This is a genomic window from Arthrobacter sp. TmtSoilC51 (genome assembly GCF_055388015.1).
Map to the genome: position 1 here is coordinate 2,977,342 of NZ_AP035877.1, position 20,772 is coordinate 2,998,113.

Below are 20,772 nucleotides of genomic sequence, written 5' to 3' on the forward strand. Positions count from 1 at the left end.
AGGCGCCACAAACAATACCTGGCGCTATCTGTGTCCCAAGCCCAGGATCTTCCGCTCAAGGGCCCAGCGTTCCGCACCGTTGGAGCACAGCTCAAGGGCCTGTCGAAACGCCTCTCTGGCCTCTTCATGGCGCCCAAGCCGGGACAGCAGTTCTCCCCTGACCGCTGGCAGGAGATGCAGGCCTTTGAGTTCACCCCGAGCAGCAAGTTCGTCAACGAGGTCCAGTCCGGCTACAGGGCCAGAGGCCATGGACACAGCTACGGCGCGGTTCAGGTCAATGATCGGCGACGGCGTGAGTCGCCCGAGTGCCTCATAAAGGATCACGATTCGCTCCCAGTCCGTTTCCTCCACTGAACGCGCAGCAGCATGGCATTCGGCGATGGAGGCCTGGAGCCCATAGGCGCCGAGCCCTCGGCCGGCAGCCACCGCAGTCGAAAGAGCTGCGCGTCCGCGCCTGATTGCTGACTGGTCCCACCGCCGTCGATCCTGGTCTTCCAGCAGGACCGGTTGCCCGGCGGCGTCGAGCCTCGCCGGGAATCGCGAGGCGGTGAGTTCCATCAATGCCAGCAGGCCGAACGCTTCAGGTTCCGGCGCGAGGCGAACAAGCACCCTGGCTAGCCGACGTGCTTCACTGGCGAGTTCGGTGCGCATCCAGGAGTTCCCTCCGGAAGCGTACGCCCCCTCGGTGAAGATCAAGTAGACCACATTCAGTACCGAACCAAGCCGCTGCGGAACCTCGTGGGCTTCGGGCACCGCGAAAGGGACGCGCGCCGCGGCGAGAGTCTTCTTGGCCCGGGTGATACGGGCCTGAATGGTTGGCACCGGGACCAGGAATGCCTTCGCAATCTCTTCTGTAGCCATGCCACCCACAACCCGCAGTGTCAACGCAATCCGGGCTTCCTTGGATAGGACCGGGTGGCATGAAACGAACATCAGGGCCAGCACGTCATCATCGATTGTTTGGGGGTCGAACAGCGTATCCACGCCCGCTTCCTCCTCTGAAAGGTCACGGGCCAGGAGGGCGTATTTGTCGTCCAGGGCTGCCCGCCGGCGGAAAGTATCGATGGCGCGACGGCGACCCGCTGTCAGGAGCCATCCCACAGGTTCGGCGGGTGCGCCATTGACGGACCACGAAACGAGTGCCTCCGCGAGTGCCTCCTGCGCGAGATCCTCGGCCAGCGGAAAATCTCCCGTATAGCGGGCAAGGGCGCCGACGATGCGGGCGGATTCGCTGCGCCACACTGCTTCGACGGCGGCCCTTGCCTCATTGCTGCTCACGTCAGTCGCTGCCCAGTCCAGTAGTTGCCACGTCGGTCGCCTTTCACAGCAGTGGCTTTCCGGACTACAGCTGTCCGGTCTGCTCGCGCCAAGCCCGCTCCTTTTGGATCCATTCGTTGTCTTGCGGGAACTCGTCAATGCTGGTCACCCGGCGGATCTCCGTCTTGGTGCCGGCTGTCATCGGCGCCCGCTTGGCCCACTCGATTGCTTCCTGCTTGGATGCAACATCCAGGATGTAGTAACCGGCGAACAGTTCCTTGGTTTCACCATAGGGGCCATCAGTTACCACCGGCGTGTCACCGGTGAAGTCAACCACGACGCCTTCCTTTGCATCGTCCAGTCCTTCGGCTGCCAGCAGTACTCCGGCGCGGATTAGTTCGTCGTTGAACTTGCCCATGGCTTCGAGGATTTCGTTGAAGTCGATGTTCTCGAACTTGGCGAACGACTCGTCAGTTGCCCGCATGATCAGCATGTACTTGGCCATTTCACTCAATCTCCTGTGTTGTGGAAGGTCGCCCTTCGACCTTCTCATTCACAGGTCGAACAGTGCGAGGCAAAATCGACAACCACCCAAAAGAATTTTCCGGGTCCTTCCAGAAGCTGCGTTCAGCAAGGACAAGGATCCCCTGGAGCTGTCCAGGGGATCCTTATTGCTACCGAGTGCCGGCGTCGTGGTTCTTTCTGTGCAGCTGCGACGCCTAGTGGCCGGCGCCTCCGATAACTCCGGCTTCGACAGCTTTGGTCACGGCATCAGCTTCGGCCTGTGTCAGCTTGCCGTCGGCAACGGCCTTGTCCAGCCTGGTTTTGAGAGCAGCCGCGCGCTCCTCCTGGGCCGCAGTGCGGATTTCTTCCAGGGCGGCAGTAACTTTGGATTCATCAATGCCCAGTGCTGCAGCCAGGGACTTGGCCAAGGCGGCCTCATGCGCCGCCCGGTCCGGCTTGGTTCCTTCCGTGCCTTCCGTCGGCGGAGTGGTGGGCTTATTCGCCTCCCGGAAGGCTTTCAATGCGTCGGTGACCTTGGCTTCGTCCACGCCCAACTTGCTGGCGAGGTCCGCTGCGAGCTGACCACGATCGGGGCCGTGGCCTCCAGGCCTTCCGTGGCCCTGCGGGGGCGTAGTGGCATCGGCTGACGACGTTGCGCTCGGCGTCGGCGTCGTGGTAGCTGAAGCAACGCTGGTGACACCCAGCCCAGCGCCCAGCGCTAACGCTCCGGCTGTAATGCCCAGCGTGATTCTCTTGGTTTTTGACATGGTGCTCTCCTCAATCCGCCGCCGCTGTAACGGCTGCTGAGCCGTGCGAACGGCTGGTAACTTCCAGACGATCTGTAACACCGTCCTGTTACTACAATGAGTCGATCACCCAAGCCCACGCTGTTGTGAAGCTGTCAATCAGCTGTGAAGGTCCGGTTGGGTGTCCAAGGCCGCAAGCAATCGCTTGACTGAACCGCCCAGGTTCCATTCCGTAGCCAAGCGTTCAAGCTCAGCGCGCGCCTCACCCGTAACGGGGCGCAATTGAGCTCCCGCCTCCTCAAGGGTGGGCACCTTCAGATCGCGAACCACATTAACGACGGCGGGCGCCACCTTGAGGTACTCGGCCGCTGCGGCCAGTTTGGCGCGTACGGAAGTGGACAGTCCTCCGTCGGGATCCTCTGCTGCCTCCAGGAGGCCCTCAAGCGAGCCGTATTCAGCGAGCAAGGAAGCTGCGGTCTTCTCGCCGATGCCGGCAACGCCTGGCAGGCCGTCGGACGAATCGCCGCGCAGGGTGGCGTAGTCGGCGTATTGTTGCGGCAGCACGCGGTACTTTCCCACCACTACGACGTCGGTGACCACTTCCAGGTTTTTCATCCCCCGCGCGGTGTAAATGACCCGGATGTCCCGGTCGTCGTCGACGAGTTGGAAAAGGTCCCGGTCACCCGTGACCACGTCAGTAGGCAACTGCGCCTGGCTTGCATAGGTACCCACAACGTCGTCAGCCTCATGCTCATCGACGCCCACCACGGCAATACCCGCCAGGTCCAGCACATGGCGGATCAGCGGGATCTGCGCTTCGAGCGGATCGGGGACGATTTCGACGTCGGGGCCGACCCGAGTGATTTCGGCAACTCTATGGGCCTTGTAGCTCGGGATCAGCTCAACGCGCCACTTGGGGCGCCAGTCGTTGTCCCAGCAAGCAACCACGTGGGTCGCTTCATACTCGGTGGTGAGGCGGGCGATCATGTCCATCAGGCCGCGGATGGCGTTGACGGGCGTGCCGTCGGAGCGGCGGATGGAGTCCGGCACCCCGTAAAAGGCGCGGAAATACAGTGAGGCAGTGTCCAGGAGCATGAGTCGAGGCATACCTGATCCTGACACGTCATTCCCGAAATCCACGCGAACCCGGCCTCAACCTCGTCGACGGCCACACAAAGACTTGAACACCACTGTGAGCCGCATTACGATTATGTGAGCAATAATAGAACAGAGCGTTCAACTATAGAACAAGCTCAGTACTCAGCCCACAAAGAAGTGAGGAAAGCCCGTGCAGTTTCACCACCACGGTTACGTATCCGGTGACCCGCGAGTCGAGCCAGCCGCCGGCGTCGGAATAAACCGCCCGGCCGAGCTTCCCGACGAAGTCGACGTTCTCATCGTTGGCACCGGCCCCGCAGGGATGCTGGCCGCCGCGCAACTGGCCCAGTTCCCGGATATCACCACGCGTATCATCGAGCGCCGTCCCGGCCGCTTGGCTATCGGCCAGGCCGACGGCATCCAGGCCCGCAGCGTCGAGACCTTCCAGGCCTTCGGTTTCGCCGAACGCATCACGGCGGAGGCGTACCGCATCACCGAGATGGCGTTCTGGAAGCCGGACCCCGCCGACCACTCGCGCATCGTCCGCGCGGCCCGCACAGTGGATGACCCCACTGGCATCAGCGAATTCCCGCACCTGATCGTGAACCAGGCACGTGTGCTGGACTATTTCGCGGAGTTCATGGCCAACTCCCCCACGCGCATGAAGCCTGACTATGGCTACGAGTTCCGCGGACTCCAAGTCACCGGCGTTGGCGACTACCCCGTCGCTGTCACCCTGGTGCACACCGCTGGTCCCAACGAAGGACAGGAACGTGTGGTCCGGGCCAAGTACGTCGTCGGGGCAGATGGGGCACGCAGCAAGGTCCGCGAGTCCATCGGATGCCACCTCGCAGGTGACCAGGCAAACCATGCCTGGGGTGTCATGGACGTCCTGGCCGTCACGGACTTCCCGGATATCCGCACCAAGTGCGCCATCCAGTCCGGTGCCGGCGGAAGCATCCTGCTTATCCCCCGCGAGGGCGGCCACCTGTTCCGCATGTACGTGGACCTTGGCGAGGTTGGGCCCGAGGATCACGGGGCAGTGCGGAAAACGACCATCGAGCAGATCATCCAGAAGGCCAACGCCATCCTGCACCCGTACACGCTGGATGTCCGCAACGTCGCGTGGCACAGCGTTTACGAGGTGGGCCACCGCCTCACGGACAGGTTCGACGACGTCCTGCCGGAGGAGCGCGGCACGCGCACTCCACGGGTGTTTATCACCGGCGACGCTTGCCACACGCACAGTGCGAAGGCCGGCCAGGGAATGAACGTCTCGATGCAGGACGGTTTCAACATCGGCTGGAAGCTCGGGCACGTCCTGGAAGGCCGCAGTCCGGAGAGCCTGCTGGACACTTACTCGGCCGAACGCCAGGTGGTGGCAAAGAACCTCATCGACTTTGACAAGCAGTGGTCCACGCTCATGGCCAAGAAGCCCGAGGAGTTCGACGACCCCACAGAGCTTGAGAACTTCTACACCAGCACCGCGGAGTTCCCTGCAGGCTTCATGACCCAGTACGCACCCTCCATCCTGGTGGCCGAGCCCAACCACCAGGATTTGGCCACCGGCTTCCCAATCGGCAAACGGTTCAAATCCGCCCCTGTCCTGCGGGTCTGCGATACAAACCCGATGCACCTAGGCCACCATGCGAAGGCGGACGGCCGCTGGCGCATCTACGTGTTCGCCGATGCCGCACATGCCGGCGCCCCGGGCCCTGTCGCGGACTTCGCCGAGTGGATCGCGAACTCCCCGGACTCTCCGCTGGCCGCAACGCCGTCGGACGCTGATCGCGACGCTTGGTTCGACGTAAAGGTGATCTACCAGCAGGACCACACCAACGTGGACATCAATGCCGTTCCGGCCGCCTTCAAACCGACCGTTGGACCATTCAAGCTCACCTACCTCGAGAAGGTCTTCGGCACGGACCCGAACGCTGACATCTTCGAGATGCGCGGTCTGAGCCGCGACGGTGTGGTGGTGGTGGTACGTCCGGACCAGTACGTGGCAAACGTGCTCCCACTGACCGCGACGGCGGAGCTCGGCGCGTTCTTTGCGACCCTGCATTCCGGCCAGCGGGACAAGGCCACCACAAGCGGAGCAGACCTGGTCAGCCACCAGGCGTAAGGACTGGACGCAGCTGCCGGGGGCCGGGCCAGGCTCCCGGCAGCGCAACCGCCACGCCGCAGCGCTCGCAATCTGTTCCCCCGGGATCTGGCGGAGGCCGGGCAACCGGACGAGAATGAGCGTGTGGTCACCCCTCGCAGCACTGGCGGCGACACCATGAACGACGCCGCCAGGAAGATTCAACGCGTCTATCTCACGCTGACGCTGGGAAACACAGTGGCCGCTTCCTTCATCTGGGGAATCAACACGCTTTTCCTGCTGGATGCAGGCTTGAGCAACCTTGAAGCCTTCGCGGCCAACGCTTTCTTCACAGTGGGTATGGTCCTTTTCGAGGTGCCTACTGGCGTCATCGCGGACGGCTGGGGTCGCCGTGCTTCCTTCCTACTTGGCACCATCACGCTGGCGGCGTCTACATACTTGTACTTCGTGCTGTGGCAGATCTCCGCACCGTTTTGGATGTGGGCAGTTGTCTCAGTGCTCCTTGGCCTCGGCTTCACGTTCTTCTCCGGAGCTGTGGAGGCCTGGCTTGTGGACGCCTTGCGCTTCTCAGGGTATGAAGGTGGCCTCGAGACTGTTCTGGGTCGCGGCCAGATGGTGCAGGGTGTGGCTATGCTGCTGGGCTCGGTGGCAGGTGGGGTGATCGCCCAAGCCACCAACCTTGGTGTGCCGTTCCTCTTGCGGGTTTTCGTTCTGGTTGCCATGTTCGCCGTGGCGTTTGGGTTAATGCACGACGTCGGATTCTCACCTGAGCGCTCCACCCACCCTCTCCGTGCCACTCGTGCAGTGCTCTCGGCCTCGATCGAAAATGGCCTGAAAAACCCACCGGTCCGGTACGTGATGCTGGCCGCTCCCTTTAGTGCCGGCGTCGGGATCTATGTTTTCTACGCCCTGCAGCCTTACCTCCTGGACCTGTTTGGCGACCCCCATGCCTATTCCATTGCGGGCCTCGCCGCCGCAATCGTGGCCGGCTCGCAAATCCTGGGCGGCTGGCTGGCACCACATGCCCGGCGCTTGTTCCATAAACGAACGTCGGTACTGGTACTCGGAGGCCTGGTGGGATTCGTGATCTTGCTGGTCCTCGGCTTCACGCGCGTCTTCTGGGTGGCGCTGGTGCTGCTGGCGCTGTGGGCTGTGGTCGGCTCTGCGGCAACTCCCGTCCGGCAGGCGTACATCAATGACATGATCCCCTCGAAGCAGCGCGCCACGGTCCTGAGCTTCGATTCGCTCATGGGATCCAGCGGTGGAGTGGTGGTTCAGCCACTTCTAGGCCGTGGCGCTGACCTATACGGCTATCCGGCCTCGCTGGCCATGGCAGGTATCATCGAGCTCATTTCAGTACCATTCCTGCTGGCCAGCCGTAAGCAGGGCTCATCCGCAGACCGGGCCACCACCGAGGCCGCCGAGTCGCCTTGAACGGGCAGCGACGTGAAAGAGTGGTTGAAACCAGATACTGAAAGCGTGGACAAGCAATGATCTCCCTACGGCAGGATTCCCAAGGCTTCATCCGGATGAGCAGGCATTTTCCCGCCAGCGCCTCCGTGTCCGTCACGTTTACCGACGGCACGCAGGAGGTTTTCACGGGCCGGCGGCTCAACGAAATCTTCGACGACGCCCTGGCTGCATTCCGGGCTGGAAACAACCTCGACGCCAAGGGCTTCGAAAGGGGGCCGAAAAAGAAAGTCCAGCAGGGCATCGAGTTCGTACCCATCAGCCCCGACAAGGCATGAGTCGCGCCTGTCCGGGTTTTACTGTGGGCCGGACGCGTGATTGACGCAATAGGGCGTCCACGGCCTTGCTTCGAGTCGCCCTTCCGGAATGGCGATGCCACAAACCGCACATATGCCGAAAGTTCCATCGGAAATCCGCTGCAATGCGGCCTCAATCTGCTCGAGGCTTACACGGCTCTGGTCAAGCAGCGCGGAGGCCTGTGAGAGCTCGAAGGCGATGGTTGTGCCTTCAGGATCGTGTTCGTCGTCGACATTCGAGTCCTGGCGGGCAAGGCTGACTGAGGTGATGTCGCTACGCAACGCCTTCAGCAGGGCAAGCTTCCGGCCTCGCTCCTCCTCCAGCAGAATCCGGAACCGTTCGACGTCGATCATGTGAGTAAGCCTACTAATGGCCCTGCCCAGTCCTCCGGTCTGGACAGGTCAAGCGGCGTGGTGCCCTAATAACGTCATGGGAACCTACGAGCGCCATCCCGGTGTAGATAGTTACATAGAGGCCCTCCCGGACTGGCAAAGAGCAGTCTGTGAGGAGCTGCGGGATCTGATCCACGAGGCAGAACCGGAGATTGTGGAGACTATCAAGAGGCGCGTTCAGCCCTACTTTGTCCTGGATGGAAACGTCTGTGCCTTGCTCGCGGCGAAGAACCACGTCAATCTCTTTCTCTACGACGGCGCTATCGTTCCTGACCCCGCCGGGATCATCACAGCCGGACACGATAACAAGACCGGCCGAATGATCAGCTTTTACATCAATGACGCAGTACCGACGGAACCACTCATCGAGATGCTGCGAAAGATTGCCGACAACAATCGTGCAGGTGGGTGGCGCAAGATCAAAGCAGGTTTTCAGGAGTCTTCTGACTCACTTTGAGAGCTGACCTCTCGGTACACTACTTCCGGGCAGGTGGACCGCTGATCAGCGTCGGTATGTACTCCAGCAGCTGTAGTTGACCATCGAAAGTCCTGCTGTTCACCAGTTCAAGGGAGACATCAGGATAGCCGTCATAAATCCGCTCCCTGCCTGTGCGGCCTGTGATCACCGGAAAAACGACGATCCGGTATCGGTCAACGAGACCGGCACTCAACAACGAGCGGCAAAGGCTAAGGCTTCCCAGTGTGGTCAGGGTACCGGTCCGGGTCCGCTTCAGCTCCTTGACAGCTTCCACAGCATCCCCGCTTACCAGCTCGGAGTTCGGCCAAGCCAGAGGTTCTTGCAGAGTGGACGAGAAAACAACCTTTGGCAGTGCCGCCAGCCCGGTCAAGGCCGCTCCCTCTTCCTCGGAGAACCCGGAGTCTTCGCCCGCGGCCTGCTCCGACATGCTTGACATCACCCGGTAGGTGTTGGCCCCCATAAGTGTCGTGAAATCCTTCTTCCCTTCTTCCTCGAGCCAGGCAAGGTATTCCGGGGATTCAAGCCCCCACCAACCGGGCCACCCCTCCGCTGAGGCATACCCATCCAGGGATATGATCAAGTCCACCATCAACTTCGCTGATGTCGCTTCTGTACCTGACTCGCCCACGGCTACTCCTCACGGGATTTCGGGTTGTGCCTAGCATTGTCCTCCCGAAGGCCGGTTTGCACCACGACTCACGTGCTCCTGATCTGGTCCAAACTCGCACGCAGTCCGATCACGGGAATTTCAGGGTAGGCGGCTCGTTCCACAGCTGGATCGAAGGCCGCCGCGCCTGATTCCATCCAAAGAGCCGCCTTCGCCATCCGGGCCATAAACGGCGAAATCGGACGTGCAACGGCGGCCATCACCTGCAAGGCGGCCACTGGTATCCGCTGGATGGAGCCCTTTCCAGCGTCCGCGAGGATAGCTTCCGCGAGCGTGTTGAAGGGGTGCGTTTCGGACCCCCACTCAATGGTCCTGCCACGCAATGAAGGGCTGGAAAGAGCCAACAAAACAGCGGCAGCAGCGTCCGCCGTCGACGTAAATGTCACAGGTGCCCGTCCTGAGCCGAAGACAAGGACCCTGCCCTTCGTAGGGAGGGGCTGGCTCATTGAATCGAGGAACTGCTCAAGGTTCGCTCCCATTCGGATCGCCGTCCATGCCATGCCCGAGGCCTTCAACGCCTCCTCCGCTGCGTATTTCATGCGCAGGAAATCCAGAGGGGCATCGGGAGCTGCCCCATGCATCGACATCATGACCATCTGCTCCACGCCCGCCCGGGATGCGGCATCGATGAGCCGAAGTGCGCCGTCGCGGTCCACACTTCGTGGGTTGCCGTCCCTTTTCAGCCCAAAGCCCGACGCCGCGAACACCACTTGGCTGCATCCGGCAACGGCCCGCCGGCAGTCCGCGCCTGAGGCGAGGGTCCCGCGGACAAGCTCGACGCCGTCGATCGGCTTCCGGGGGAACGGCTGGGATTCGCCCCTGGCCAGGACCCGCACGGAAGCGCTGCGGCGAACCAGCTCCGCGGTAAGCCGCGAGCCCAAGCGGCCCGTGCCGCCCACTACGAGGATCATGACCCCTGCGATGTCGGAAGTACCGTCCCAGCCTGAAGACCCGCGCCCGCAGTGGCCTGGACGGCGTCGTCGATGTCACCTGAAGAACGTTCCACAGGTTCGAGATAGAAATGGACGGAGGCGATCCGCTCCTGGCGCACAGTAAAAATCGCAACACCGGCAAGTTCCACCGCCGTACCATCACGTCTTGTGCCCCGGGCGCCCCACTCAACCCAAACGGTTCCGTGCCTGCCTTCAGTGGCGTCGGCGATTGCCGGTGTGAGGTCAGGAATACCAGCAAAAAGGCTGGTCCAGTTGGCGCGGACCTGCGCGCTGCCGGTGAAATTCCGTTCGGGATGAATCGGCGTGATGTTGAGATAGTCGTCGGCGAATTCGGCGACTAAGGCCTCAAGGTCGTGGCGTCCGGAAGCGGCGAACATCCGGCGAACGGGTCCTTCCGGAAGACGCTCAAGGCCCTCCACGGTTGCCATGGTGGCTCCTTGGTGCCCTGCAATTCTCCCTTCAGGGGCGGGCAGGGCTGGTATCTTGAATTCAATACAGTTCTCTGTATTGATTGGAGTCTAGAAGTCATGGCAACCGGAATCAAGAGTCCCGATGGAACATCCCGGAGTCAACGCACCTACGATGCCAGCCGTCGCCGCCAAGCAGCCGAGGCATCCCGGCGCACCATCCTGGCGCGCGCCCGGGAACTATTTCTCCTGCAGGGGTTCGGCGCAACCACCATCTCCGAAATTGCCGCTGCGTCCGGAGTATCGGCGGAGTCCATCTACAAGAACTTCGGCGGCAAAGCCGGCCTCGTCCGGGCTCTCCACGAGCAGAGCCTCCTTGGCAAGGGCGGCACGCCAGCCGAACAGCGCTCAGACCTCGCACAAGTAAGGGCAGACGACCCGCGGGAACTGATGGAGCAGTTCGGTCTGTTCACAGCGGAAATCAGCCCCCTTGCGGCACCGATCAGCCTGCTCATCCGTGACGCCGCCGCAACAGGCGATGCCGACATGGCCAGCCTCCTGAAGGATGTCGACGTCGCCCGCCATCGGCGGATGCTGCACAACGCGCGTCAACTGACGGCCCGCGGCCTGCTCCGCCCCGGCATGTCCCCAGACGAGGCCGCCGACATCATGTTTGCGTGCACCACCCCCGAACTGTTCGAGAGCCTCGTCGTGAAACGAGGGTGGAAGGCAGAGCAGTACGGGCGGTTCATCGCCGCAACGCTGACTGCAAACCTGCTCTGACACGTCGTGCCGTCGCACCGCTCCGCTGGGAAGACCCGCCCCTGACGTGCAACGCTAGTTCCATGGACCTGGAAATCTCGCCCTCCCTCACGATTCCGGCTTCGGAACTCGGCTGGCGGTTCTCCCGTTCATCAGGACCGGGCGGTCAACACGTCAACACGACTGACAGCAGGGCTGAGCTCTCATGGAACGTAGCCACTTCGGAGGCGTTGACAGAAAGCCAACGGGAGATCTTGCTGCGCCGACTGGAAAAACGACTCGTCGATGGAGTCATCACTGTTACATCCTCCGAGCAGCGCTCGCAGTTACGAAACCGCGAGAGCGCCCTGGCTAAGCTCGCTGACATTGTGGTGGCGGGCCTTGCCACAAGGACTGCGCGCAGGGCAACGAAACCCACGCGGGGGTCCGCCCAGCGGCATCGCGCAGCAAAAGTACAGAGAGCGGCAACCAAACAGCAACGACGGCGGCCCTCGCCTGAGTGACGAGCGCCTGAATGACGAGACCGGACCAACCGGGGCTTTAGGGAGCGCACCCCCTTTTGGCAACTGGCTGGGGATGGCAGCATACAGTCATGTCATCCATCAAGCGCATCCGCCCCGAGGGACTTGTCTCCAGCCCGGCCTTCAGCCACGTAGCCATCGTCCCTCCAAACGCCACCACCATCTATGTCGGCGGCCAGAACTCGGTCGACAGCGGCGGTTCGCTCGTCGGCGAGGGTGACGTGGGAGTGCAATCTGCCCGCGCCCTGGCCAACGCAAAGACCGCGCTGGCGGCTGCTGGCGCAACCCTCAACGACGTTGTGCAGTGGACGGTTCTCTTCGTGGACGGTGCCGACCTCGCCGCAGGTTATGGGGCCATTGCGTCCGACCTCGCCGCAGACGAGCCGCCCCTCGTGACAGCAGCGTTTGTCTCCCGTTTGGGCGTTCCCGGGGCGCTGGTGGAGATCAGTGCGGTAGCCGCCGTCGAGCGGTAAACGGGCGGCGGCCGCACCACGGGCGTTTGAGCATGGTTGGCAGCGTTTTTGGGCGTTTCGTCATCCTTGGCGGGCGATTCGCTTCTAGGGAACTGACACTCCGGGAACCGAGGCTTAAAGGACAGCACCACCGCCTACCAAGGAGATCCCGTGACTACCTACAACCTGGCCCTCATCGGTTTCGGAGGCGTCAACCGCGCCTTGGCCGAACTCATCCGGGACGAACCCCAGCGATTTGCCTCACTCGGATTCGAACTCCGCGTCGTGGCCATCACCGATCTTGCCTTCGGTTCCCTCGTCCAGGGAGACGGCATCGATCTGGCCGCTATCCTTGCGATGCCGCGGGGATCCTCCTTCGAGGGTCTCCCCGGCGGAAGCCCGGATCCCCGCAACGAAGACGTCATCAAGAACAGCCCCGCCGATATCGTCGTCGAAGCCACCTTCACCAGCCCCATTGACGGCGAGCCCGCCGTTTCGCACGTCAAATGGGCCATCGAATCCGGCAAGCATGTGGTGACAACCAACAAGGGTCCCGTGGCGTTGCACGGCCAGGAACTGAGCAAACTAGCTGCAAACAACGGCGTCCGTTTCGAGTACGAGGGCGCTGTCATGAGCGGCACACCCGTGATCCGCTTGGCGCACAAGATGCTCGGAGGTCTGGAGCTGAACGCCGTTCAAGGGATCCTGAACGGAACCAGCAACTACGTCCTCGGGCGGATGGAAGCCGGGCTACGCCTGGACGAAGCCATCTCCGAAGCCCAGGATCTCGGATATGCCGAAGCAGATCCGACGGCAGACATCGGCGGTTCGGACGTCCGGTTGAAGGTCGCCATCCTGGCCAACGAACTGCTCGGCGCCAACATCCGCCCCAGCGACGTGGAAACCACCGGCATCCAGGGCATCAAGAGTGATGACGTCGCCCAAGCCCTGGCAAGCGGCCTTCGTTGGAAGCTGATTGGCGAAGCCCGCCGCGAAGAAAACGGCCGCATCCTAGCTACCGTCCAGCCCATAGCCCTCCCCGCCGATCACCCGCTGGCAGGCATTTCCGGTGCCACCAACGCCGTGTCCTTCACCACCGACCTGCTCGGCGCCGTGACCGTCTCCGGCCCGGGAGCCGGACGCGTGGAAACCGCCTACGCCCTCATCTCCGACATCATTGCTGTCAACGAATTCGTCAAAGGAGCGGTCCGTGCCTAAGACAGCCATCGCAGACACCACAACGGCAGCCGCTACCACTGACCTGGTGGTGTACGACAAGTTTGACGGTACGGTTCTGGCCACGCTGCCCCAGTGCAGTGAGGCGGACGTACGTTTGGAAATTATCCGCACCGCTGCCGCCGCTCCTGCTGCAGCGGCCATGCCCCGCCATGAGCGGGGACGGATTCTGGATACCGCAGCCGAGATGCTTCAGCAACGGTCGCAGAAAGTGGCGGACTTGATCGTCGCCGAGGCCGGGAAGACCATCAAGCAGGCGCTCAAAGAGGTCTCCCGTGCGGTGAACACGCTCAAACTGTCTGCGGCGGAAACGCGCCGCAACGTTGGCGAAGTAGTTCCTTTCGACTCCTTCGCCGGCTCCGAAAACCGCCAGGGATGGTTCACCCGTGAGCCATTAGGGCTCATCGCCGCCATTACTCCTTACAACGACGCATTGAACCTGGTAGCGCACAAGCTCGGGCCGGCGATAGCGGGAGGAAACACAGTCATCCTCAAGCCATCCCAGCTGACACCCTTGACGGCCATGCTTCTTGTGGACCTCCTCCGCGAGGCAGGCCTGCCCGCGGAGTTCGTCACTGTGGTCCTGGGCGACCGCACCATCGCGCAAACCGTCATCTCCTCCACCTTGGTCCGGATGGTCTCCTTCACGGGAGGATTCGCCACCGGCCGGGCCATCGCCGCGAACGCGGGCATAAAGCGCCTGTCCATGGAACTTGGCGGCAACGCGCCCGTCATCGTCTTCGACGACGCGGACCTTCCTGCCGCCGTCGAGGCCAGTGTCTCTGGTTCCTTCTGGGCTGCTGGGCAGAACTGCATCGGCGCGCAGCGGATCCTCGTCCAGCGGGCAATTTTTGATACCTTCCTGGACGCCTTTGTTACCCAAACAGCCGCCCTGAGGACGGGCGATCCGCGCAAGGAACAGACCGACGTCGGACCCATGATCAGCGCCGCGTCCGCCGAAGAAGCCAAGCGCAAGATCGATGAGGCGGTGTCGGCCGGGGCGCAACTGCTCACCGGCGGCACCCTGGACGGCCCGCTCCTGACACCAGCTGTCCTGACCGGAGTCCCCCGCAGCTGCGAGGCGTGGAGCGAAGAATTGTTTGCACCCGTAGTCCTGGTGGAGCCGTTCGATTCGCCTGAGGAAGCCATCGAACTGGCCAACGACAGCGAGTACGCCTTGCAGGCCGGCGTGTTCACCAAGGACCTAAACCGCGCCTTGCAGACCGCCAAGGCCATCGACGCCGGCGGAGTGATGATCAACGATTCGTCCGACTACCGTCTCGATGCCATGCCGTTCGGTGGCTCGAAGTACGGCAGCATGGGCCGGGAAGGTGTCCGCTTCGCCTACGAGGAAATGACGCAGCCCAAAGTCATAGCGATCACCTCATGATCACAGGCGTCATGCTGCCTCAGCGAGGCGCCTGCCTGTCGATGACGGTGGAGAGGGACAAGGCGGTGGTGATATCCCGGACTCCGGGAAACTCCGAGACTTGCCGCCAGATTTCCTGGATTCTTGCGGCGTCGGGAGCCTCAACCCTAACGACGATATCCAGTTCGCCGCTGACTACATCGCAGGTGGCTATTTCAGGGATTGCCTTTAATCCGGCGATCACGTCGCCGCCCCGCATCCTGTCGTGCCGTTGGATCAAGAGCACCGCATTGACGGTGGGCGCCCCCTCTCCAGCTGATTCCTTGATGGTGTACCCGTGGATAAACCCGTCCCGTTCAAGCCGCTCAATCCGTTGCCGCACCGCGTTGCGTGAGAGCAACACCTTCTCGCCTAGCTGGGCAAGGCTGATGCGCGCATTACGCCTCAGCTGGGCCAGAATCTGCGCGTCGATCTCATCACGTGGACTCTTCGGCACGGACGCTCCTGTCTGGGGGATGTGGACACACAAAGATATCCCATTGCTCTGATGCTTCTAGCCTCGGCGCGTGGTGGACCTTTCACGACGGCGGTCAAGCAGGGAAGCGCCCACGGTCACAGCAACAAGGGCTGCCGCGAAAAGCAAGGGCAGCTGGGTCATGGGCAGGGCCATGGCCCCTGCCAACGCTGTGCCGGCAGAACCAGCAGTAATCTTCAAAGCACCGATCCAAACGAAGACCTGGCCGCGCGCGCCCGCTGGCGCATACTCGCTGCGCGCGGCCAATGTTGCGGCGAAAAAGAAGGAGTTGAGCATTCCGGCGAATGAGTACACAATCACCGCTACCGGGAACTGTCCGGCAAACGCCGCCCCACACAACGCCATCCCAACAGCAGCACCCAACCAGGTCATGAGGTGGTCCGCATCGCTCCGTAGCGGCCGGATCATGACGCAGGCAGATCCGAGGAGTCCGCCGAGACCATATACAGCGGTCAGGACGCCTGCAGCGGCTGGCTCCACCCGCATTCCTGCAGCCGAAGCCACCGCGCTGATGGGCAGCGCCGCGACCGATAGGGCGATGACGACTGTCATGTAGAGCGTGCGGCGCAAGGGTCCGGTTGAAAGCATCATCAGCAATGTACGGGCCGCGCGGGGCACCTCCGACGGGGCCGGCCCTGGAGGCGAAGGGGGCAAAACCCTGACGACGGCGGCGGCCACAAACGTCAATCCGGCAAGGATCAATGCCGCTACAGCCGGATTCGCCCAGGCCGAGACCGCTGCGACCAGAGTGGGCCCAATCGTTCCGCTGATGCCACACGTTGCTACATCCCATCCGTGTGCGCGTCGCTGGCTGGTTCTGCTTCCTCCGGCGATTGCCGAGAGCCGGCTACTGATGCCGCCGGTCAGTAGTGGACCGACCAGCCCGGATGCTATCAGCAGCAAACCCGGCACGATTGGCGGAGTCACCGGATACAGCAGGACAGCTGCGGCGAGGGTGGCACCGTGCATCAGGCACGCCCAAGCGATGACTGTCCTTCCGTCCCGGGCCGTGTCGAGGGTTCGGGCAACGAATGGACCGAAGAGGTGCGGGGCCGTGATGCATGCACCCAGTATTCCGGCCAGCCAACCGGGCGCCCCGCTGGTTGTCACCAGCAGGACAATGGCGACAACCGCGCCTCCGTCGGCACTCCGGGCCAGGGTGGCTGCAATGACATAGCGGGCCAACCCGCTCCGCGATGTCTGCCCGCCGGTAGTTGCGCGGCTGCCTTTGCGCCCGTCGAGGAGGCTCATGCCTCCAAGCCACACTGACGGACGGCCGCGGCAACCCTGTTCCGGCCCTCGCTATCCAAGCCTTGCAAGGGCAACGGCAAAGCTGAGGATGGAATGAGTCCCAGATCCTCAGCCAGTGCTGCCGTGACGCGGAGGCTGCCGTAGGTTCGGAACAGGGACCAGATAGGTTCCAGCGCGGCTGAAGCTGCGATCGCATCGTCCCTTCGACCAGCCAAAGCGTGATCAACGATTTCCATGGCCTGGCGGGGAAGAATCCCGCCGATCACCGAGTACCAGAGATCGCAACCAGCAAGCAGTGCTTCGGCGGCAATCCAATCCCCGCTGATTCCCACAGATATTTGTTGGGGCAAAGCTGCACGGAGCTTGCCGAGCCTGGTGGCAATGTCAGTGGCAGACGGCGGCGGAATCTTGATGGATGCGATTCCTGGGATCCGGGCGATCCTGGCGTGCAGCTCGTCCGAGAACGTGAAGCCCGTGGTGACGGGGTTGTCATACACAATGACCGGGACGTCTGACGCCGACGCAACGTCTTCAAACAGCCCAAAAACCTCTGCCTCCGAGAGGCGTTGGTAGGACACCGGGGCCAAGAGCAATGCCGAAGCGCCAGCGGTCTGTGCATCACCAGCAAGCAGGAGGACCTCGCGCGTGCGCACTGATCCCACGCCGGCCAGAATGGGCACTCCACGCGCAGCTTCCACGGACGCTTCAAGGACCATGCGCCGTTCTTCGCGGGCGAGATAGGCGTAGTTTCCCGTCGAACCGAGGACACCGAGTGAATCCGCACCTGACTGTGCCGCGCGGGCCACCAGCCGGACCACGGCGTCCAGATCGACACGGTCGCCGCTCATAGGTGTCAGGGGGAATGCGCTAAGGCCGTTGAACACTTCAGTCCTGCTTTCTTTGTGGCTGTGACCGGATGCGAACACAGCCATAGGCGACTGCATGTCTTATGCTGCCAATCACCTTGGTCCTACACTAGATCCAAGAATCAACAACTCCGGAGGTCCAATGAGCGAGGCCGAAATACCCATCGAGCTCGACAGGACAAGTCCGGCCTCCCTGTCCGCCCAAGTTGCAAGCCAGCTCCGCTCGGCCATCCTCAGCGGACTCCTGCAAGCCGAGCACACGCTTCCCGCTACGCGCCGGCTCGCGACGGAATTAGGGGTCTCCCGCGGCGTAGTGGTGCGTGCCTTCGAGCAACTCTCTGGAGAAGGTTTCCTGGAAAGCCTCGGTACTGGCGGGACCAAAGTGGCGGTGCGGCCGGACATTCAACAAGGCCCGATTGAGGAGAGGGCGAATAGCAGCAGCCCTGTCCACGCCGAGGTGATTGACCTGACCCCCGGCCGCCCCTCGGGGTCGCCGTTCCAAGACAGGGAGTGGCGAAACGCGTGGAAAAGAGCTCTGGCGGAGCAAGGAAACACGCATCTGCCACCAGCCCTTGGAACGTTGGCCCTGCGGGAAGCCGTGGCCAGTCACCTCGCGGTCTCCAGGGGTCTGGCCGTAGAACCCGAGGACGTCATCATTACGGGGGGTACCAGTGATGCACTGCATCTGGTGGTAGCCATGCTTCGCGGCAGGAGGAACAATCCGCGCATCCTGGTCGAGGACCCCGGCTACCCCACGGCGCGTCGTGTCATGACCGCTGCCGGCGCCCAAATTCAGCTGCTTCCCGTGGACGAGGACGGTCTGAAGAGTTCCCAACTCGCCGGGCTCAAGGTCATTCCCGATGCTGTCCTCATCACACCAAGCCACCAGTACCCCCTGGGCGGCAGGATGGCAGTCCAGGAACGGCTGGGCCTTCTGAAATGGGCTGACCGCCATGGCGTGCTGGTACTGGAGGATGACTACGACAGCGAATTCCGCCACAGCAGAATGCCCCTGCCGGCCATTGCGTCCCTGCCCGCACAGGCCGACGTCGTTCTTTTGGGAACGTTCTCCAAAAACCTGAGTCCTTGGCTGCGCTGCGGATACCTGGCGGTCCGGGGCGATGCCGGCCGACGCCTCAAGGCCGCGCGTGTTGCCCTGGACACTCCGGTGGCAGGGATCCTGCAGTCAGCACTTGCCTATTACCTTCAGGGCGGCGGCCTCTCCCGCCACATCGCCCGGGCCCGGCGGGAATATTCGCACCGCCGTTCCCTGCTCATTGAGCGCTTGGGCTCACGGACAGATGTGGAGCTTGCAGCCCTGGACGGCGGATTGCATGCAGTGATCCGCTTCGACCAGCCTGACGCGGCGGAGGTCGCTGCGAAAGCACTGGAACGTGGCGTGCGGGTCATCCCCCTGGCCGGATATTACGCCGAGCGCCCGCCAGAGAACGGCTTGGTCATCGGGTACGGCGCCGTGACCGATCTCCAGCTGTCCAAGGCCCTCACCGTCCTTGGAACCCTGCTCAGCGAGCAGCCATAAGCGCATGTCACTGGCCCCAAAACAAGTGAGGTGTAAGGACGCATTTACCGCCGCGGAATGTTGCGCAGGTTGCTCCGGGCCATGCTCACAGCTTCACCAGCCCCGCGGTTCAAGACCACTTTGGACATGGCGGTTGCGAAGCCGATGACTTGTTGCCCGGAAATCTTCGGCGGGATGGACAACGCATTGGGATCGGTGATGAGCTCCACCAGCGAAGGACCGGGATGGGCGAACGCTTCCCGGTACGCCGCCTCAATCTTGGCTGGATCCGTGACCCGCACGGCATGGAAGCCCAAGGCCTTGGCAACGGCTGCGTAGTTGGCGTCCGGCACATCAACGCCGAAGTCGGGGAGCCCGTCCACCAACATCTCCAGCTTGACCATGCCCAACGTGGAGTTGTTGAAGACCACCACATTGACGGGGAGTTGATGTGCGGCCACCGTGATGAGCTCACCAAGCAACATGGACAGGCCCCCGTCACCCGAGACAGAAACCACCTGGCGCCCTGGATATGCAACCTGTGCACCTATCGCGTGAGGAAGGGCGTTGGCCATTGACCCGTGAAGGAAGGAACCAATCAGCCTTCGGGTGCCCAGTGGGTTGATGTAGCGCGCTGTCCATACATTGCACATTCCGGTATCCGCGGTGAAGATGGCATCATCGGCGGCTACTTGGTCCAGCAAGGAAGCCGCATACTCAGGATGAATGGGCTGCTTCTTTTCGACCTTCCTTGTGTACGCGCCCACGGCCTTGTTCATTAGGCGGTCGTGCTTCTTCAGCATCTGGTCCAGGAACCGGCGGCTCTTCTTCGGCTTCACCAACGGCAGAAGGGCGGCCAAGGTAGGCAGGACGTCGCCATGAACGGCAATGTCGACGTCGGTCCTCCTCCCCAGCCGCTGGGCGGCCCGGTCAACCTGGGCCGTCCGGGTGTCGGGCAGGAACTGGTCATAGGGGAAATCGGTGCCCAGCAGGACCAGCAGGTCTGCGTCTTCGATGCCCTCAGCCGCAGCCCCGTAACCCAGGAGGCCGGTCATGCCGATGTCGAACGGGTTGTCGAACTGGACGAAGTCCTTACCTCGCAACGAATGGCCAATCGGAGCGTTGACCAGTTCCGCCAAAGCAATGAGCTCCCTGTGGGCCCCCTCGACGCCCGCCCCCGCGAAAATGGCGACCTTACCGGCGTCGTTAATCGCCTCAGCCAGTTCCTGGACGCTCGACTGGTCCGGGACCAGGCGGGCAGGCCGGAAAATGGCTGGCAACGGCGTCGGAGCGGTAGCCTCAAGTCCGGCGATGTCACCGGGAAGTGTCACGACGGCGACTCCCCCAAGGGCTACAGCGTTCTGGATGGCGCTGTGCATCACGCGAGGCGCCTGCTCGGCGGTGCTGACCAGTTCCGAATACACCGAGCATTCAGTGAAGATCCGGTCGGGATGAGTTTCCTGGAAGAATCCGCTGCCGATCTGCTTGCTGGGGATGTGCGAGGCGATGGCAAGTACGGGCGCACCCGTGCGATTGGCGTCATAGAGTCCGTTGATCAAGTGGAGGTTGCCAGGGCCGCACGAGCCGGCACAGACAGCAAGCTTGCCAGTCAGTTGCGCCTCAGCTGAAGCAGCAAAAGCGGCCGCCTCCTCATGGCGTACATGGATCCAATCGATACCACCTTTGGCCGAACCTCCCGTTTGACGGACAGCGTCCACGATCGGATTGAGGCTGTCGCCGACGATTCCGTAGATCCGCTGCACCCCGGCAGCCTGGAGTTGTTCAATGAGCTGTGTAGCAAGTTCCTTGGCCATGGTGTGCAGACTCCCGCGATTGTGGTGGTGGGCTGACAGGGCAAATATAGTCGGCCTGGCCTTGGTCTGGCTGG

22 protein-coding genes are annotated in these 20,772 nt (G+C 62.5%); 10 read left to right on the plus strand and 12 right to left on the minus strand.

The features are described 5' to 3' along the window. Positions 1–24 precede the first annotated feature (24 nt). The 4 genes from ACZ5G6_RS13535 to ACZ5G6_RS13550 all read right to left on the minus strand — a co-directional run bounded on the left by ACZ5G6_RS13535 (position 25) and on the right by ACZ5G6_RS13550 (position 3,614). Complete coding sequence (locus ACZ5G6_RS13535) at positions 25–1,278, minus strand: RNA polymerase sigma factor (RefSeq protein ID WP_498685936.1); 1,254 nt, start codon at positions 1,276–1,278, stop codon at positions 25–27. Between the two features lie 64 nt (positions 1,279–1,342). Further along, positions 1,343–1,762: a YciI family protein gene (locus tag ACZ5G6_RS13540; protein WP_223932931.1), complete on the minus strand. Its 420-nt coding sequence runs from the start codon at positions 1,760–1,762 to the stop codon at positions 1,343–1,345. A gap of 214 nt (positions 1,763–1,976) precedes the next feature. After that, positions 1,977–2,528, minus strand: a complete 552-nt coding sequence (locus ACZ5G6_RS13545; protein ID WP_223932932.1) for a hypothetical protein — start codon at positions 2,526–2,528, stop codon at positions 1,977–1,979. 138 nt (positions 2,529–2,666) lie between these two features. Continuing rightward, positions 2,667–3,614 carry a 5'-3' exonuclease gene (locus tag ACZ5G6_RS13550; protein ID WP_498685937.1) on the minus strand — a complete coding sequence of 316 codons (948 nt, stop codon included), beginning with the start codon at positions 3,612–3,614 and terminating at the stop codon, positions 2,667–2,669. 181 nt (positions 3,615–3,795) lie between these two features. On the opposite strand from ACZ5G6_RS13550, the gene ACZ5G6_RS13555 reads away from it, so the two are divergent. The 3 genes from ACZ5G6_RS13555 to ACZ5G6_RS13565 all read left to right on the plus strand — a co-directional run bounded on the left by ACZ5G6_RS13555 (position 3,796) and on the right by ACZ5G6_RS13565 (position 7,457). Further along, positions 3,796–5,730 (plus strand): FAD-binding monooxygenase, encoded by a 1,935-nt coding sequence (locus tag ACZ5G6_RS13555; protein WP_498685938.1) that lies wholly within the window; start codon positions 3,796–3,798, stop codon positions 5,728–5,730. Positions 5,731–5,886: 156 nt separating this feature from the next. Next, the gene (locus ACZ5G6_RS13560) at positions 5,887–7,143 is read left to right on the plus strand and encodes an MFS transporter (RefSeq protein ID WP_223937585.1); all 1,257 of its coding nucleotides are present in this window, start codon (positions 5,887–5,889) and stop codon (positions 7,141–7,143) included. A 95-nt stretch (positions 7,144–7,238) separates the two neighbouring features. Beyond that, the gene (locus tag ACZ5G6_RS13565; RefSeq protein ID WP_346347141.1) at positions 7,239–7,457 is read left to right on the plus strand and encodes a hypothetical protein; all 219 of its coding nucleotides are present in this window, start codon (positions 7,239–7,241) and stop codon (positions 7,455–7,457) included. Positions 7,458–7,475: 18 nt separating this feature from the next. Here ACZ5G6_RS13565 and ACZ5G6_RS13570 read toward each other — a convergent pair whose 3' ends face one another. Then, positions 7,476–7,829 carry a TraR/DksA family transcriptional regulator gene (locus tag ACZ5G6_RS13570; protein WP_223932936.1) on the minus strand — a complete coding sequence of 118 codons (354 nt, stop codon included), beginning with the start codon at positions 7,827–7,829 and terminating at the stop codon, positions 7,476–7,478. A 76-nt stretch (positions 7,830–7,905) separates the two neighbouring features. Between ACZ5G6_RS13570 and ACZ5G6_RS13575 the strand changes: the two genes are divergently transcribed. Continuing rightward, positions 7,906–8,325: a DUF1801 domain-containing protein gene (locus tag ACZ5G6_RS13575; RefSeq protein WP_498685939.1), complete on the plus strand. Its 420-nt coding sequence runs from the start codon at positions 7,906–7,908 to the stop codon at positions 8,323–8,325. Positions 8,326–8,344: 19 nt separating this feature from the next. Here the strand turns inward: ACZ5G6_RS13575 and ACZ5G6_RS13580 are convergent, their stop codons facing one another. From ACZ5G6_RS13580 to ACZ5G6_RS13590, 3 genes are all read right to left on the minus strand, one after another. Further along, entirely contained in the window at positions 8,345–8,935 is a 591-nt protein-coding gene (locus tag ACZ5G6_RS13580) for a dihydrofolate reductase family protein (RefSeq protein WP_223937586.1), read from the minus strand. Between the two features lie 107 nt (positions 8,936–9,042). Further along, entirely contained in the window at positions 9,043–9,924 is an 882-nt protein-coding gene (locus ACZ5G6_RS13585; protein WP_498685940.1) for an NAD(P)H-binding protein, read from the minus strand. Next, positions 9,921–10,394, minus strand: coding sequence for a nuclear transport factor 2 family protein (locus tag ACZ5G6_RS13590; protein ID WP_498685941.1), 474 nt, complete (start codon positions 10,392–10,394; stop codon positions 9,921–9,923). The genes ACZ5G6_RS13585 and ACZ5G6_RS13590 overlap by 4 nt, the downstream gene beginning before the upstream one ends. A gap of 99 nt (positions 10,395–10,493) precedes the next feature. Here ACZ5G6_RS13590 and ACZ5G6_RS13595 point away from each other — a divergent pair, with 99 nt between their 5' ends. From ACZ5G6_RS13595 to ACZ5G6_RS13615, 5 genes are all read left to right on the plus strand, one after another. Then, positions 10,494–11,156, plus strand: a complete 663-nt coding sequence (locus ACZ5G6_RS13595) for a TetR/AcrR family transcriptional regulator (protein ID WP_223932940.1) — start codon at positions 10,494–10,496, stop codon at positions 11,154–11,156. 62 nt (positions 11,157–11,218) lie between these two features. After that, complete coding sequence (gene arfB / locus ACZ5G6_RS13600; RefSeq protein ID WP_498685942.1) at positions 11,219–11,638, plus strand: alternative ribosome rescue aminoacyl-tRNA hydrolase ArfB; 420 nt, start codon at positions 11,219–11,221, stop codon at positions 11,636–11,638. Positions 11,639–11,727: 89 nt separating this feature from the next. After that, entirely contained in the window at positions 11,728–12,129 is a 402-nt protein-coding gene (locus tag ACZ5G6_RS13605; protein ID WP_223932942.1) for a RidA family protein, read from the plus strand. Positions 12,130–12,279: 150 nt separating this feature from the next. Beyond that, complete coding sequence (locus ACZ5G6_RS13610; RefSeq protein ID WP_498685943.1) at positions 12,280–13,326, plus strand: homoserine dehydrogenase; 1,047 nt, start codon at positions 12,280–12,282, stop codon at positions 13,324–13,326. Then, positions 13,319–14,734 carry an aldehyde dehydrogenase family protein gene (locus ACZ5G6_RS13615; protein ID WP_498685944.1) on the plus strand — a complete coding sequence of 472 codons (1,416 nt, stop codon included), beginning with the start codon at positions 13,319–13,321 and terminating at the stop codon, positions 14,732–14,734. Before ACZ5G6_RS13610 ends, ACZ5G6_RS13615 begins: the two co-directional genes overlap by 8 nt. 19 nt (positions 14,735–14,753) lie before the next feature. On the opposite strand, the gene ACZ5G6_RS13620 is transcribed toward ACZ5G6_RS13615, so the two are convergent. The 3 genes from ACZ5G6_RS13620 to ACZ5G6_RS13630 are packed head-to-tail and all read right to left on the minus strand — an operon-like array spanning position 14,754 to position 17,347. Further along, positions 14,754–15,209 (minus strand): Lrp/AsnC family transcriptional regulator, encoded by a 456-nt coding sequence (locus ACZ5G6_RS13620; RefSeq protein WP_223932945.1) that lies wholly within the window; start codon positions 15,207–15,209, stop codon positions 14,754–14,756. Between the two features lie 57 nt (positions 15,210–15,266). Next, on the minus strand, positions 15,267–16,499 hold the full coding sequence (locus ACZ5G6_RS13625) for an MFS transporter (RefSeq protein WP_498685945.1): 1,233 nt from the start codon (positions 16,497–16,499) through the stop codon (positions 15,267–15,269). After that, complete coding sequence (locus ACZ5G6_RS13630) at positions 16,496–17,347, minus strand: dihydrodipicolinate synthase family protein (RefSeq protein WP_498685946.1); 852 nt, start codon at positions 17,345–17,347, stop codon at positions 16,496–16,498. Before ACZ5G6_RS13630 ends, ACZ5G6_RS13625 begins: the two co-directional genes overlap by 4 nt. Positions 17,348–17,507: 160 nt before the next feature. Here ACZ5G6_RS13630 and pdxR point away from each other — a divergent pair, with 160 nt between their 5' ends. Continuing rightward, a complete protein-coding gene (pdxR, locus tag ACZ5G6_RS13635) occupies positions 17,508–18,905 on the plus strand; it encodes a MocR-like pyridoxine biosynthesis transcription factor PdxR (protein WP_498685947.1) in 1,398 nt (465 codons plus the stop codon). A 44-nt stretch (positions 18,906–18,949) separates the two neighbouring features. Here the strand turns inward: pdxR and ACZ5G6_RS13640 are convergent, their stop codons facing one another. Further along, positions 18,950–20,698 (minus strand): pyruvate dehydrogenase, encoded by a 1,749-nt coding sequence (locus ACZ5G6_RS13640; protein WP_498685949.1) that lies wholly within the window; start codon positions 20,696–20,698, stop codon positions 18,950–18,952. Between the last annotated feature and the right edge of the window lie 74 nt (positions 20,699–20,772).

What these genes read in the sequence shown, in the direction of transcription:
- ACZ5G6_RS13640 (WP_498685949.1), bottom strand. Translation starts at nt 20,698, where the DNA reads ATGGCCAAGGAACTTGCTACACAGCTCATTGAACAACTCCAGGCTGCC.
- ACZ5G6_RS13585 (WP_498685940.1), bottom strand. Translation starts at nt 9,924, where the DNA reads ATGATCCTCGTAGTGGGCGGCACGGGCCGCTTGGGCTCGCGGCTTACC.
- ACZ5G6_RS13565 (WP_346347141.1), top strand. Translation starts at nt 7,239, where the DNA reads ATGAGCAGGCATTTTCCCGCCAGCGCCTCCGTGTCCGTCACGTTTACC.
- ACZ5G6_RS13630 (WP_498685946.1), bottom strand. Translation starts at nt 17,347, where the DNA reads ATGAGCGGCGACCGTGTCGATCTGGACGCCGTGGTCCGGCTGGTGGCC.
- ACZ5G6_RS13625 (WP_498685945.1), bottom strand. Translation starts at nt 16,499, where the DNA reads ATGAGCCTCCTCGACGGGCGCAAAGGCAGCCGCGCAACTACCGGCGGG.
- ACZ5G6_RS13605 (WP_223932942.1), top strand. Translation starts at nt 11,728, where the DNA reads ATGTCATCCATCAAGCGCATCCGCCCCGAGGGACTTGTCTCCAGCCCG.
- pdxR (WP_498685947.1), top strand. Translation starts at nt 17,508, where the DNA reads ATGAGCGAGGCCGAAATACCCATCGAGCTCGACAGGACAAGTCCGGCC.
- ACZ5G6_RS13590 (WP_498685941.1), bottom strand. Translation starts at nt 10,394, where the DNA reads ATGGCAACCGTGGAGGGCCTTGAGCGTCTTCCGGAAGGACCCGTTCGC.
- ACZ5G6_RS13550 (WP_498685937.1), bottom strand. Translation starts at nt 3,614, where the DNA reads ATGCCTCGACTCATGCTCCTGGACACTGCCTCACTGTATTTCCGCGCC.
- arfB (WP_498685942.1), top strand. Translation starts at nt 11,219, where the DNA reads ATGGACCTGGAAATCTCGCCCTCCCTCACGATTCCGGCTTCGGAACTC.
- ACZ5G6_RS13595 (WP_223932940.1), top strand. Translation starts at nt 10,494, where the DNA reads ATGGCAACCGGAATCAAGAGTCCCGATGGAACATCCCGGAGTCAACGC.
- ACZ5G6_RS13545 (WP_223932932.1), bottom strand. Translation starts at nt 2,528, where the DNA reads ATGTCAAAAACCAAGAGAATCACGCTGGGCATTACAGCCGGAGCGTTA.
- ACZ5G6_RS13575 (WP_498685939.1), top strand. Translation starts at nt 7,906, where the DNA reads ATGGGAACCTACGAGCGCCATCCCGGTGTAGATAGTTACATAGAGGCC.
- ACZ5G6_RS13560 (WP_223937585.1), top strand. Translation starts at nt 5,887, where the DNA reads ATGAACGACGCCGCCAGGAAGATTCAACGCGTCTATCTCACGCTGACG.
- ACZ5G6_RS13570 (WP_223932936.1), bottom strand. Translation starts at nt 7,829, where the DNA reads ATGATCGACGTCGAACGGTTCCGGATTCTGCTGGAGGAGGAGCGAGGC.
- ACZ5G6_RS13540 (WP_223932931.1), bottom strand. Translation starts at nt 1,762, where the DNA reads ATGGCCAAGTACATGCTGATCATGCGGGCAACTGACGAGTCGTTCGCC.
- ACZ5G6_RS13580 (WP_223937586.1), bottom strand. Translation starts at nt 8,935, where the DNA reads ATGGTGGACTTGATCATATCCCTGGATGGGTATGCCTCAGCGGAGGGG.